Annotated in this window: 10 protein-coding genes and 5 pseudogenes; 13 read left to right on the forward strand and 2 right to left on the reverse strand. The window is 33.6% G+C overall.

Features of this window, described 5'->3' with window-relative positions:
- The 10 genes and pseudogenes from AB5Z52_RS13925 to AB5Z52_RS13970 all read left to right on the forward strand — a co-directional run.
- Positions 1-93: pseudogene (locus tag AB5Z52_RS13925) on the forward strand (topoisomerase); the annotation flags it as partial.
- A 162-nt stretch (positions 94-255) separates the two neighbouring features.
- A pseudogene (locus AB5Z52_RS13930) lies at positions 256-921 on the forward strand (IS1182-like element IS1182 family transposase); the annotation flags it as partial.
- 35 nt (positions 922-956) lie between these two features.
- Positions 957-1,202, forward strand: coding sequence for a single-stranded DNA-binding protein (locus AB5Z52_RS13935; protein WP_000567888.1), 246 nt, complete (start codon positions 957-959; stop codon positions 1,200-1,202).
- Positions 1,203-1,304: 102 nt separating this feature from the next.
- Entirely contained in the window at positions 1,305-2,174 is an 870-nt protein-coding gene (locus AB5Z52_RS13940; protein ID WP_000228166.1) for a nucleotidyltransferase domain-containing protein, read from the forward strand.
- Positions 2,155-2,889, forward strand: coding sequence for a bifunctional 2-polyprenyl-6-hydroxyphenol methylase/3-demethylubiquinol 3-O-methyltransferase UbiG (locus tag AB5Z52_RS13945; RefSeq protein WP_000662263.1), 735 nt, complete (start codon positions 2,155-2,157; stop codon positions 2,887-2,889). Before AB5Z52_RS13940 ends, AB5Z52_RS13945 begins: the two co-directional genes overlap by 20 nt.
- Positions 2,890-2,921: 32 nt before the next feature.
- Entirely contained in the window at positions 2,922-3,830 is a 909-nt protein-coding gene (locus tag AB5Z52_RS13950) for an aminoglycoside nucleotidyltransferase ANT(6)-Ia (RefSeq protein WP_001255866.1), read from the forward strand.
- Positions 3,827-4,369: a streptothricin N-acetyltransferase Sat4 gene (gene sat4 / locus AB5Z52_RS13955; RefSeq protein WP_000627290.1), complete on the forward strand. Its 543-nt coding sequence runs from the start codon at positions 3,827-3,829 to the stop codon at positions 4,367-4,369. The genes AB5Z52_RS13950 and sat4 overlap by 4 nt, the downstream gene beginning before the upstream one ends.
- 92 nt (positions 4,370-4,461) lie before the next feature.
- Positions 4,462-5,256: an aminoglycoside O-phosphotransferase APH(3')-IIIa gene (gene aph(3')-IIIa / locus AB5Z52_RS13960; RefSeq protein ID WP_001096887.1), complete on the forward strand. Its 795-nt coding sequence runs from the start codon at positions 4,462-4,464 to the stop codon at positions 5,254-5,256.
- Positions 5,257-5,531: 275 nt separating this feature from the next.
- Positions 5,532-5,663, forward strand: a pseudogene (locus AB5Z52_RS13965) (HTH domain-containing protein); the annotation flags it as partial.
- A 75-nt stretch (positions 5,664-5,738) separates the two neighbouring features.
- A pseudogene (locus tag AB5Z52_RS13970) lies at positions 5,739-6,415 on the forward strand (helix-turn-helix transcriptional regulator); the annotation flags it as partial.
- A 3,454-nt stretch (positions 6,416-9,869) separates the two neighbouring features.
- On the opposite strand, the pseudogene AB5Z52_RS13975 reads toward AB5Z52_RS13970, so the two are convergent.
- Both AB5Z52_RS13975 and AB5Z52_RS13980 read right to left on the reverse strand, forming a co-directional pair.
- Positions 9,870-10,228: pseudogene (locus AB5Z52_RS13975) on the reverse strand (tyrosine-type recombinase/integrase); the annotation flags it as partial.
- 122 nt (positions 10,229-10,350) lie between these two features.
- Positions 10,351-11,124: a hypothetical protein gene (locus AB5Z52_RS13980; protein WP_010733551.1), complete on the reverse strand. Its 774-nt coding sequence runs from the start codon at positions 11,122-11,124 to the stop codon at positions 10,351-10,353.
- 104 nt (positions 11,125-11,228) lie between these two features.
- Here AB5Z52_RS13980 and AB5Z52_RS13985 point away from each other — a divergent pair, with 104 nt between their 5' ends.
- The 3 genes from AB5Z52_RS13985 (at position 11,229) to AB5Z52_RS13995 (ending at position 12,816) form a co-directional block, all read left to right on the forward strand.
- Entirely contained in the window at positions 11,229-11,474 is a 246-nt protein-coding gene (locus tag AB5Z52_RS13985; protein WP_047638989.1) for a helix-turn-helix domain-containing protein, read from the forward strand.
- Between the two features lie 201 nt (positions 11,475-11,675).
- Positions 11,676-12,368: a DUF3800 domain-containing protein gene (locus tag AB5Z52_RS13990; protein ID WP_010733550.1), complete on the forward strand. Its 693-nt coding sequence runs from the start codon at positions 11,676-11,678 to the stop codon at positions 12,366-12,368.
- A gap of 55 nt (positions 12,369-12,423) precedes the next feature.
- Entirely contained in the window at positions 12,424-12,816 is a 393-nt protein-coding gene (locus AB5Z52_RS13995) for a hypothetical protein (RefSeq protein WP_161667433.1), read from the forward strand.
- The last annotated feature ends 663 nt before the right edge of the window (positions 12,817-13,479 follow it).

Raw genomic sequence — 13,479 nt, forward strand, 5'->3', positions numbered from 1 at the left:
AAAGGAATCAAAAACAAAGAGAAAAAGCCCTACAATGCCGTTGTAAAAATTGGGGAAAAGGGATATATTGATTTTATCTCTTTTTCAAAATAAACATGGGGCTGACCCAAAAGTAGCTCCTATATGAAAAATAGAGGTCTTTCCATTTAGATAGTAGTGGAAAGACCTCTATTTATCTTTTGAAAGTGAATACAAAAATAAAGCACACTCTGCTATAATATAGGTGATTAATCCATTTGAGAGAGGTGCTTTATCATGTATCAAAATTATACCATAAACCAACTTTGTTTGCCTATAGATCTTGAAATTAAATTAGAAGAAAATGATTTTGCTCATGCCATTGTGCAGTTTGTTGACTCTATTCCCGATGAAGTCTTTCTTCCTTATTATCAATCTATGGGTAGACCCCAATATCATCCTCGTATGCTACTTTCCATTATTCTTTGTGCCTATATTCAAGGGGTTTATTCGGGCCGCCAAATACAAAATATGCTGATAGATAGTATTCGGATGCGCTACTTATCTCAAGAGCAATTCCCTAACTTTCGTACTATTAATCGTTTTCGCGTTCATCCGATTATGAACGATATTCTAGATCATTCATTTGTTCAATTTCGTGAGCTACTGGTTCAAAGTGGCTTAATCAGTGGCAGTGCTCTATACATTGATGGTACAAAAATTGAAGCGGATGCGAATAAATACTCTTTCGTTTGGAAAAAAAGTATTTTAAAGTATAAGGATAGCCTTGATCAAAAAGCCCTTGAAAACTACCAACAAATGGTGGAAACAAAAATCTTACCTGAGTTAATAGATGATTTAAAGGATGAACTTTCTATAGAAGAGATTGAAAGGATTCGTCAATCTTTGGAAGAAAAGGAAAATCAATTAATTGAAGCGATTGACCAAACCGAAACAGTAGAAGGGGGCTGACCCATTATTAATAAGGAGTGGACAACATGATTGATGTAAATGAGCTATTGGAAGAAGCTATTAGAGAAACTGAAAATCTAAATGATGGCGAAGTTTTTCTTGTTAAAGATTTATTCAAGGGATATGTGGGGAATAGGATACCCAGAAAGGATCGACTTCTGCTTGGAACGTTATTTTTAAACCATGTTAGCAAAATGAATGGTAATTTAAAGGCTATTGAAAAGACTTCATCTAATCAGCAGAGGTATAAAAAGACAATTGATAAGTTTTAACTATCTTTTGTGAAATTAAAAAAATTATAAATATGTTGAGTAGAAGCAAAAGATTTGGCTTGGAATTTTTACAGCAGTGAATCGATAAAAGGAGCATGCTTGATGGTAGATAATATTATTAAATCAGTAGCAGAGAAATTATCCTCTCTGTCTTATATAGAAGGTATTGTTTTAGGTGGTTCACGTGCAAGGGGCACCCATACAGAGGATTCGGATATAGATATCGGCATCTATTACAATTCAGAATCATTTGACATAAATACTATTAATCAATTCGCTACAAAGCTGGATGATGAGCATAGAAATAACCTTGTTGTACCTCCCGGAGCATGGGGTGATTGGATTAATGGCGGCGGATGGTTAGTCATAAACGGGTATCATGTGGATTTAATTTTACGTGATATTAAACGTGTGGAACAAATAATGAAAGATACAGAGCACGGAATTGTTACTGCCAATTATCAGACTGGGCATCCCCATGGTTATATTAGTGCAATGTATCGAGGAGAATTAGCGATTAGCAAAATACTATATGCTAAGAATGAAAGCTTATGCGAATTAAAAAAACAGGCAGAAACTTATCCCAATGCTTTGCAGAAAAGTTTAGTTAACTTTTTTATGTTTGAAGCAGGGTTCTCTTTAATGTTTGTAAAAGCAAATTCGGGAACAGACGATAAATATTATATTGCGGGTCATGTTTTTCGTATAGTTTCATGTTTAAATCAAGTGTTATTTGCATGTAATAATGCTTATTGTATCAACGAAAAGAAAGCTATAAAACTGCTTGAAACTTTTGAACATAAACCTGAAAAATATACCGAGAAGGTAAATCATATTTTTGAAGTACTCGGTATCTCACTTTTTGAATGCTACGACATGACCGAGAAGCTTTATAATGAAGTGAATGAAATTGTATCGGAGATAAATAACTTTTTAAACGAGGAGAGTTCAGATGAAAGAAAACAAATATGATGATAATATATTTTTTCAAAAATACAGTCAAATGAGTCGCTCGCAGAAAGGACTGGCTGGTGCGGGAGAATGGGAGACTTTGAAAAAGATGCTACCTGATTTTAAGGGTAAGCGTGTGCTTGATTTAGGATGCGGCTATGGATGGCACTGTATATATGCGATGGAAAACGGTGCTTCCTCTGTAGTAGGTGTTGATATTTCTCATAAAATGCTCGAAGTAGCAAAAGGAAAAACCCATTTTCCACAGATTGAATATGAATGCTGTGCCATAGAAGATGTGGATTTCCCAGAGGAGAGCTTTGATGTAATACTAAGTTCGCTTGCGTTTCATTATGTAGCAGACTATGAGAATTTAATAAAAAAGATATATAGGATGCTGAAGGCTGGTGGCAATTTAGTTTTTACAGTTGAACATCCTGTTTTTACTGCTCATGGAACACAAGACTGGTATTATAACGAAAAAGGAGAAATACTGCATTTCCCGGTGGACAATTATTATTATGAGGGCAAACGGACAGCTATGTTTTTGGAAGAAAAGGTTACAAAATATCATAGAACACTGACCACATATCTAAATACACTGCTTTCAAATAGTTTTATAATAAATCAGATTGTGGAGCCACAGCCGCCAGAGAACATGATGGATATTCCGGGGATGGCGGATGAAATGCGACGCCCAATGATGCTGATTGTATCGGCAAAAAAGAAGATGTAATAATATAGAAAAAATAAACGAGGAGTATGTAAATGAGATCAGAAAAAGAAATGATGGATTTAGTACTTTCTTTAGCAGAACAGGATGAACGTATTCGAATTGTGACCCTTGAGGGGTCACGCGCAAATATTAATATACCTAAAGATGAATTTCAGGATTATGATATTACATATTTTGTAAGTGATATAGAACCGTTTATATCTAATGATGACTGGCTTAATCAATTTGGGAATATAATAATGATGCAAAAGCCGGAGGATATGGAATTATTCCCACCTGAAGAAAAGGGATTTTCCTATCTTATGCTATTTGATGATTACAATAAAATTGATCTTACCTTATTGCCCTTGGAAGAGTTAGATAATTACCTAAAGGGCGATAAATTAATAAAGGTTCTAATTGATAAAGATTGTAGAATTAAAAGGGACATAGTTCCGACTGATATAGATTATCATGTAAGAAAGCCAAGCGCAAGGGAGTATGATGATTGCTGCAATGAATTTTGGAATGTAACACCTTATGTTATTAAAGGATTGTGCCGTAAGGAAATTTTATTTGCTATTGATCATTTTAATCAGATTGTTCGCCATGAGCTGCTGAGAATGATATCATGGAAGGTCGGCATCGAAACAGGCTTTAAATTAAGTGTAGGCAAGAACTATAAGTTTATTGAAAGGTATATATCCGAGGATTTGTGGGAGAAACTTTTGTCCACCTACCGGATGGATTCCTATGAAAACATATGGGAAGCATTATTTCTATGCCATCAATTGTTCAGGGCGGTATCCGGTGAGGTGGCGGAAAGGCTTCATTATGCCTATCCGGAGTATGATAGGAATATAACAAAATATACCAGGGACATGTATAAAAAATACACTGGTAAAACCGGCTGCCTGGATAGCACATATGCCGCTGATATAGAAGAGAGGCGGGAACAGTGATTACAGAAATGAAAGCAGGGCACCTGAAAGATATCGATAAACCCAGCGAACCATTTGAGGTGATAGGTAAGATTATACCGAGGTATGAAAACGAGAATTGGACCTTTACAGAATTACTCTATGAAGCGCCATATTTAAAAAGCTACCAAGACGAAGAGGATGAAGAGGATGAGGAGGCAGATTGCCTTGAATATATTGACAATACTGATAAGATAATATATCTTTACTACCAAGACGATAAATGCGTCGGAAAAGTTAAACTGCGAAAAAATTGGAACCGGTACGCTTATATAGAAGATATCGCCGTATGTAAGGATTTCAGGGGGCAAGGCATAGGCAGCGCGCTTATCAATATATCTATAGAATGGGCAAAGCATAAAAACTTGCATGGACTAATGCTTGAAACCCAGGACAATAACCTTATAGCTTGTAAATTCTATCATAATTGTGGTTTCAAAATCGGCTCCGTCGATACTATGTTATACGCCAACTTTGAAAACAACTTTGAAAAAGCTGTTTTCTGGTATTTAAGGTTTTAGAATGCAAGGAACAGTGAATTGGAGTTCGTCTTGTTATAATTAGCTTCTTGGGGTATCTTTAAATACTGTAGAAAAGAGGAAGGAAATAATAAATGGCTAAAATGAGAATATCACCGGAATTGAAAAAACTGATCGAAAAATACCGCTGCGTAAAAGATACGGAAGGAATGTCTCCTGCTAAGGTATATAAGCTGGTGGGAGAAAATGAAAACCTATATTTAAAAATGACGGACAGCCGGTATAAAGGGACCACCTATGATGTGGAACGGGAAAAGGACATGATGCTATGGCTGGAAGGAAAGCTGCCTGTTCCAAAGGTCCTGCACTTTGAACGGCATGATGGCTGGAGCAATCTGCTCATGAGTGAGGCCGATGGCGTCCTTTGCTCGGAAGAGTATGAAGATGAACAAAGCCCTGAAAAGATTATCGAGCTGTATGCGGAGTGCATCAGGCTCTTTCACTCCATCGACATATCGGATTGTCCCTATACGAATAGCTTAGACAGCCGCTTAGCCGAATTGGATTACTTACTGAATAACGATCTGGCCGATGTGGATTGCGAAAACTGGGAAGAAGACACTCCATTTAAAGATCCGCGCGAGCTGTATGATTTTTTAAAGACGGAAAAGCCCGAAGAGGAACTTGTCTTTTCCCACGGCGACCTGGGAGACAGCAACATCTTTGTGAAAGATGGCAAAGTAAGTGGCTTTATTGATCTTGGGAGAAGCGGCAGGGCGGACAAGTGGTATGACATTGCCTTCTGCGTCCGGTCGATCAGGGAGGATATCGGGGAAGAACAGTATGTCGAGCTATTTTTTGACTTACTGGGGATCAAGCCTGATTGGGAGAAAATAAAATATTATATTTTACTGGATGAATTGTTTTAGTACCTAGATTTAGATGTCTAAAAAGCTTTAACTACAAGCTTTTTAGACATCTAATCTTTTCTGAAGTACATCCGCAACTGTCCATACTCTGATGTTTTATATCTTTTCTAAAAGTTCGCTAGATAGAGTTCTATATTAGAGATGTAAAGAGTTTTGGTGAAGAGGTTTGTGAGTATGGCTTTTATAACCAGGGTGCAATGAGAAGCACTAACAGCAGCTAGCTTAAGAACGCATAGGATATACTTTTTATGGAAGTCACAGAGGAGGAATAAAATTTGAACAGGATTAACAGAGTAACCTCTATTCTTATTCAGCTGCAATCAAAAAAAATAATTCCTGCCAAAGAAATTGCACAGCGATTTAATATAAGCTTAAGGACAGTTTACAGAGATATCCGGACACTTGAAGAAGCCGGAATACCAATTGGATCTGAGGCCGGAAAAGGATATTTTCTTGTAGAGGGCTTCCTACTTCCGCCGGTAATGTTTACAGCGGCGGAAGTGGGTGCATTGATTACAGCAGGGAAATTTTTAAATTGCCATGGAGATGAATCATTTATAAAGGATTTTGATTCAGCTATGTATAAAATCAAATCTATTTTGAAGCATGGTGAAAAAAACTATGCACAGGAGTTGGAGAACAGTATTAACGTGTACAGCACATCTGGACAGAAAAATACATTGGCGGATAACGTTATTGCAGCAATTCAGACTGCAATCTGCAATAAAAGGGTAATATCAATTCAATATCCTGCATCAGGAGGGCAAGAACCGGAAAGCAGAATGATAGAGCCTATATCACTGGGGTTTTATGAACAGAACTGGTACTTAATCGGTTTTGCAGGCTAAGAAATGAATATAGGAATTTTCGTGTGGATCGGATTAAAAGCATTTGCATAGAAGAAGAGCTCTGTCAAAGCCATGATGGCTCTTTGGAACAAATATTAAAACAAATGCTTTCATATAAAAAACTATATAATGTAATTCTTAGAGCTGAAAAAGGGGAGACATACAATTCTATCAAGAACAGGTATTCTCTCGGCTTCCTTGAAGAAACCGATTTGGGAAGTAAAATGGAAATCGAATTCCAGACAGATTCCTTTGAGATATTGAGCAAGCAGCTGATTGAATATGGATCAGGCATTGAAATAGTCCAACCTTATTTATTAGTTACGGGGAAAGCAGGAATTGGGAAAAGTCATTTGTTAGCTGATTATGCTAAGAAATTTACTGGAAGAGGGCATTCAACTTTTTTATTCTTAGGGTCTTATTTTTATAAAAATGCTGATCCTGTCAGTCAAATTATGGAATCTTTAAGAATTCCTAATTCTTCTTTCAAGTCGGTTTTGGAGGAGCTTGAGAGAAAAAGCGTAGAGACTGGAAACCGATCAATAATTTTTATAGATGCTTTAAATGAAGGCGCAGGTTTAACTTTGTGGAAAGAGCGTCTAATAGGCTTCATAAAAGAAATTCAAGAATACCCAAATATAGGGATTGTTTTATCTATTAGAACTGAATATGAAATGACTATTCTTCCAGAAGATTTTAATAAATTAAATTTTAGTAAGTTGAAGCATACTGGTCTGGAAGGGACGGTTAATGATTCAATTAAAGCATTTTGCCAATACTATAAACTGGCGTATCCTACCGTACCCTCTTTTAATGAGGAATATAATAATCCGTTGTTTTTAAAAATGGTATGCCAGTTGCTCATAGATTCAAATATAAAGCAATTTACTTCAAATTTTTCAATAGAAACCATTATGAAACATTATCTAAATAAGTTAGAGTTGAATCTATCTGCAAAAGACCGAATGAACTTCGATCCTAAAAGAGGTATATTAAATGAATTAATACTGTCTATTTCAGAATTAAAAATTGAAAGTAAATGGTCAATGCTAGAATATAACACCGTGTACGACAAATTAATAACTGTTGGACATAAACTAGCTATTGATAGTCCCGGTATTTTACTTAAGGAATTAATTAATGAGGGACTACTACAAGTTATTGAAGCAGGCGAAGAAAAAATCTTTTTAGATTTCCAATTTGAAAAATTCAGTGATTTTTTTATTGCAGATTATATTTATCAAAAATATATAAGAACTAAAAAAATTGTAGATTTGGAAAGCGTTCCAGAATTAGCTTCATATTTTAAAGATGATTTAGCCTTACGCAATAATTATGGAGTATTGATTATGCTTTCCACCCTCATTGCAAATCATGAAAAAAAAGAAATATTTTCGTATTTTCCTAAATTAGGAATGAGTTATTTAATGTTTGAAATTATTTTTGATAGTTTTCCTTATAGAAATTCAAGTGCAATTTCATTTGAACTGGTAAAATTTATTGAAACTGATGTATCTATGATAAATGAGTTAATGATGTATTTTGTAACATCTCAATTTCAGTTATCAATAAATCACAATTCTCCTATCAATTCTAGATGGTTGCACAATTTTTTATTGAAAAAAAATCAGCAAGAAATTGATTTAGTTTGGACCATGAATATATCAAAGTATTATAGAACTTTTGTTGGTCAGTTTACAAAATGGTATAGAGAATTTTACGAATATACAAATAAAAAAGATGCTGAGTTAATATTACTTCAATTAGGATGGATACTTTCAAGTACTAATAGATATTACAGGGATCAGGCAACTCTTGCAATTGTTAAAATATTAAATTTTGATTCAGAATTGATAAAGTTTTTCATTTCGAGCTTTGTAAATGTAAAAGATCGATACGTTGTAGAGCGTGCTATGGCTGCTATATACGGAGCAACAATTAATTTAAATGATCCTAAGAAAATCGAAGAAGTATCAAAACAGGTTTATGATTCATTTTTCGATGTTGAAGATTTGATTCCCAATGTGTTAGCGAGGGATTATGGGCGTCAAATAATTAATTATGCTATCCATCATAATGCATTAAACGAAAAAGTAGATTTATCTAAAGTATTTCCCAAATATGAAGGTATTTGGGAATACGAAGAAGTGACTGATGAACATATTTTAGAGTTAAAAAAAATATATGAAAAACATTCTGGTTTTAGCAGTATCACACGTTCAATGATGACAAATTTTGGAAGAGCTAATGGAATGTATGGCGATTTTGGTAGATACACTTTTCAATCAGCTCTTTCTCCTTGGGAAGAACAATTTGATATACAAGATTTGAGTAATATCGTTGTTAAATTATGCTTAGATCTTGGCTATTCTCCGGAGTTGTTTTCTGAATTTGATACTCTGGATGGTCGTTACTTTGATAGATTTTCAAATAAAGAAGAACGAATTGGGAAAAAATATCAGTGGATTGCTTTTTATGAGATATTAGCAAATATCTCAGATAATTTTATTCCTTATAATCTTAAAGTCACTTTTGATGATGAATATAATCAATATATAAAACACAAGGATGAGTTGTGGATTTCTGCAATTACAAATAAAGATTTTTCAGGATTATATGAATATGAAGAGGAGCTGGACGAAAATGACCATATAATAAATATAGAAAGGGATTATCAAAAAAAATGGACTGTTAGTGACTCGTATATACGAAACATAGACGTATCAGTAACAGATGAAACACCTCCATTATCCAAAAAAAGAATATTTGATTTTTCTTTACCCGATTATTTAACTGATATTTGGATGAAAGAAAATATAGATGTAAAAATGCTTCGTTATTATATATCAACAGAATTTGAATCTGAAGAATACTATGCTTTGTCGTTTTATAATGATGATAGAAGACAAAAGGATGGTTCTCAAGGTTTTACACAGGATAAAACTGAAAATCTAACAATAATGGGAAGAGCAGTATTTGTTAAAAAATCTGAATTAAAAAAACTTCATCAAGAAGCCATGAATGATATTGGTAATGTCTCTTCACCAACTACTTACAATATTTTTTTAAGAGAATATTATTGGCATGAAGCATATATTAACTGGGAAAAAGAGAGAAGTGAGTACGATAAAAAAGTATATATACATTCAAGTCATTGCTATGGGTGGGAAAAAGCTGATCAATATACTTCACTAGATGAGGATAAAACTAATGAGTCTCTTTCTTTACTAATGCCAAGCAAAATTTTGGTAGATTTTGGACAGTTGAAAATGGATTCAGACTATAAATGGAAAAATGATAAGAATGAATGTGTTTGTTTTGATGGAAGATTTATTGGTGGAGAGAGAGTACTATTAGTAAAAAAGGATTTTATCGATGAGTTTTGTTTGAAAAATGAATACACAATTGTTTGGTTTTGTTATTATGATAAGATTGGACTAAATCAATACCATGATTCCCATTATTATTTTGTCAAAGAAGGTAATCAGTACATCTATTTTGAGCAAGACAACAAACATGGATATTATGATCGATAAAACCTATAATAAATGGAGAATATCAAGTATTTATTGTATCTCGCAATAGAAAACTTGTTATTAAAAATTTTAAAAAATATCCGTGCTTTTTAATTAAAACTAACTACAATTGTCAAAAATTAGCGAGATACAGAATTATTCATTATAAAAATAAATACTGTTATATCAACGTTGAGCACCTGTTAGAGCCACTAAGAAAAGCTAACTTTCTGCTGGAAGAGTCAGTTTGTTAAGAATTAAATCTTTGCTCGAAACGTTGATATTGTAGTACCTCGAATTTTTTATTCCCAGTTTTCTTAACGAATTGTGGTGTGACGTTAGCATAGATATTCATAGTAGATTTAATATTTTTAAAACCTAAACGTTTTTGTACTTCTTTTATTAAAGCCCCACTTTCAAACAATAAGCTACAGTGGGTGTGCCTAAATATATGTAGAGTGATTTGAAGTTCCATCGGTGTCCTTTTGTAAATCTATTCTAACCAATGTTTACTACTTGAGTATAGTGAAGCTTGTTTTAGTTTGTAGTGAATAAGAACTATCATGATGAATACGTATTATAGCCATATAGAATCATTATTTTCATTCTATTATCTGCCACAAGAAGTTTTTTGACTATTTAGAAATCAGATTATACATTCAAGTAATATTGCAAATTGAATCAATAAAAGAAGCGTTGAAGAAAATTTAATTTTTTCAACGCTTCTTTTTTTAGAAGATTTTAATGACCATATCAGCTTCATTTTCAGGTTTAGGTAATTCATGGAAGCATGTGTTTATAGTGCTTAATTGATCAACTAACCATGTTTTACTTTTTGACTCGTAGACAAATCTAAAATTAATATCATTGTTCTCGTGTTGAAGAGGTGTCTCCAAATAATCTGGTGAATATTCATAGTCAACGTAACCTGCTAATACAAAAGAGAGTAATCCATTATTTAGTGTCAGATTTAATGGATGGTCGTAAGCTTTTATTTTTTTTAACGTCATATTGTACATATCTTCAGCCATCAAAGTTGAGTTCGTGATTTCATCTTGGGTTTCATTAAAAAAATTATCCGAATAATCGCTTATTTTTGAAAAGTCTTTATTGGCACCAGCCTCAAAAAATTGTTCAACTTTTTTAGTATAAAGTTGTGCTAACGCTCCTTTTTCAATATTAACTTTGATATTTTCATGTCTATCAATTTGTGTGCTGTTCAGTAAGGGAAGATCAGCTTTTAGTTTAATATCGTCTTGATTTCTTTCAATTTCAATTGGCAAAATCTTTTCAGTAGATTCAGTTTCTGATAAAGGAACATCTAGTTTTTTATCATGATAATAAGCTTCAAATCCATCTGGAACCGGAAAAAAATGTATTGGGTAATTTTTTTCTGAGGTTGTTGTACTAGTTTCTGTACTTGTAGAACTTGTGTCAGAAGTGTTACACCCGCTTATAGTTCCGATGAGTAAAGCGTAGGTTAGAATGATTGCAAATTTCTTCAAAAAAATTCCTCCTTAAAATCGTACGTGGACTAATACTAGTCCCATTGTAGCATACCAAATCTTTAATATTAATAAGAAAAAGGACTAATTTTAGTCCAAAAGGTGTGCTATTCTTGAAAGAGGAAAGAATTAATGATAGAGAAAATGTAATCGGTAGCAATATTAGACGAATCCGATTAGAAAAAGGAATTGGTCAGACCGAGCTGATTAGAGACCTACAGCTCAAGAAAATCGCTATAACTAGGGAAACATTGGTTAAGATCGAAGGCGGCCGCCAACACATTAAGTTGGATCAATTGAGAGCTATTAGGGATGTTCTGCAGGTGTCTTATGAAGATTTGCTTCAATGACTACTTGTAGTCATTTCGTTTAAAATTATTATGGTACACCCTTATGTGTCACGAAGAAATACTGGTATAATAATGATTGATATGTGTAACGTTAGGGTATACTTGGATGTTACAGTTAGTCTGTTGTATACTAGCTTATTGAATATACTCGGGAATTATTGTAGCTTAAGGATGAATAGAAAATGAAGGAGGGGTCTAACTATGATAGAGGTCTATTGTGACGAAAGTCGCCCAGAAACTATATTTGGTGATGAATCAGTCGATCAATATATGGTTATTGGCGGTATTTGGTTCCCGTCTAGTGAACGAAAAAAAATAAAAAATAAAATAAAATATCTAAAAAAAACTTACAATGTGCACGGTGAATTTAAATGGAATAAGGTGAGTCCTTCTAAAATTGAATTTTACAAGGAACTAATTGATTATTTTTTTCAAAATAAACATATTCGATTCCGATGTATTGTTGTGGATTCTAGCGCAGTTGATTTAGAAAAATATCATCAGTCAGACGGTGAATTAGGATTTTATAAATTTTACTATTTTATGCTCTACAAATGGTTTGATTGGGACGAAACCTATAGAATTTATCTTGATAATAAACAAAATAAAATGAGCTCAAGAATTCCAGATTTAGAACGGATTTTAAATTATGCGAGCTTTGCAAAGGTAAGCTCTGTTTTATCCATTGATTCTAAAGAATCTGTATTTGTTCAGTATGCTGATTTATTGATAGGTGCCGTAGGCTATGTATTTAACGAATATTATAATGCAGATTATTCTAGCGATGCAAAAAATGAACTGATTGAACTGATTGAAGAGTACTTAGATCATGCAATCCAACCAACATATGGTTCGGAGAGAAAATTCAATGTGTTTAAGATAATGTTGAGGTGATTGTATGGCATTCTATAGACCACTAAAGAAACTACAGACTATGGATGAATATCGGATGCATTATGAAAAGAAATATTGCACTTCGACAATCCTGACTCACCAAGGATTACCTGTTCGTTTTTATCCAGAGCGTTTTGATCATGCTTTTTATAAAAATAGTAATCGGCGAACAAAAGATAAGTCGTTGTTTTCACTAGAAAGAGCTGAACGGATTGACTGGATTGAAGAAGTTTTGAAGGATCCCAATGTTACGATTTATGCTGGTTGGGACAGTAAGAGAAAAAGACATGATTTTAGTCATAGAGCTTCACTTATAACGCCTGATGGCTATGTAGTAGTGATAAGGAAAATTAATGATTCGAAGGCAACATTCGTTACAGCTTATGTGATTGATGATCTTTCAGTATTCGATAAGATAAAATCAAATCCTATCATATATGAATTATAATTGTTGACACTAGTAGATTTGTGGATTATGATAAATATGAAATATCAGATAGGTTGATATTGATTGTCCTCTACCTATGGTTTGGGATCCGCAAAGGTTTTGTGTAATGAACCCGATAATCAGTGCACCAGTAATCTCCCTATACGGGAGATTTTTCTGTTTAATAGATAATATGGTTTCGTTGCTAAGTGAATAATTTAGAGAAAAAAATGGTGAGTTATAATTTTACTTTACAAAGTTCCGGATAAAAAAGTTTTATGATTTTCCTATCAAAAGCACGCCACTTGAATACGTTTTTGAATACGATAAGAAAGTAAATCAAGATGAATTATCATCAATAAAATGATTAGCTCTATTCAAAAATCATTGAAATGTCAACTATCTTCAATTATCGTCAATGAACTTAACTTCATGGCGGAAGAAGAATCTGAATAAAGAATTGATGGCTGAACCTTTGATAGTCAAGGGTTCAGCTTTTTTATCTAAAAAACCGTCAGAAATGAAAGGCTCTTCGTCAAATCGTGTTGGTGAAGACAAATTTGAATAAAACTTAGTCCGATATGCGGCGCGTTCTGTGCGCCGCATATTTTTTAGTTTTCAAAGATCAGACCTTGTTGTAAATAGATCCGTGCCCGAAAGTTATAAAAGTTGCGATAACCAAAC

This window comes from Enterococcus sp. RTP21361st1_A6_RTP21361_211029, assembly GCF_040910045.1.
In the GTDB taxonomy this organism is placed as follows: Bacteria; Bacillota; Bacilli; order Lactobacillales; family Enterococcaceae; genus Enterococcus_D; species Enterococcus_D gallinarum.

Coding starts and splice junctions, on each gene's coding strand:
- AB5Z52_RS13935 (WP_000567888.1), top strand. CDS start 957: ATGATTGATGTAAATGAGCTATTGGAAGAAGCTATTAGAGAAACTGAA.
- AB5Z52_RS13940 (WP_000228166.1), top strand. CDS start 1,305: ATGGTAGATAATATTATTAAATCAGTAGCAGAGAAATTATCCTCTCTG.
- AB5Z52_RS13945 (WP_000662263.1), top strand. CDS start 2,155: ATGAAAGAAAACAAATATGATGATAATATATTTTTTCAAAAATACAGT.
- AB5Z52_RS13950 (WP_001255866.1), top strand. CDS start 2,922: ATGAGATCAGAAAAAGAAATGATGGATTTAGTACTTTCTTTAGCAGAA.
- AB5Z52_RS13990 (WP_010733550.1), top strand. CDS start 11,676: ATGATAGAGGTCTATTGTGACGAAAGTCGCCCAGAAACTATATTTGGT.
- AB5Z52_RS13995 (WP_161667433.1), top strand. CDS start 12,424: ATGCATTATGAAAAGAAATATTGCACTTCGACAATCCTGACTCACCAA.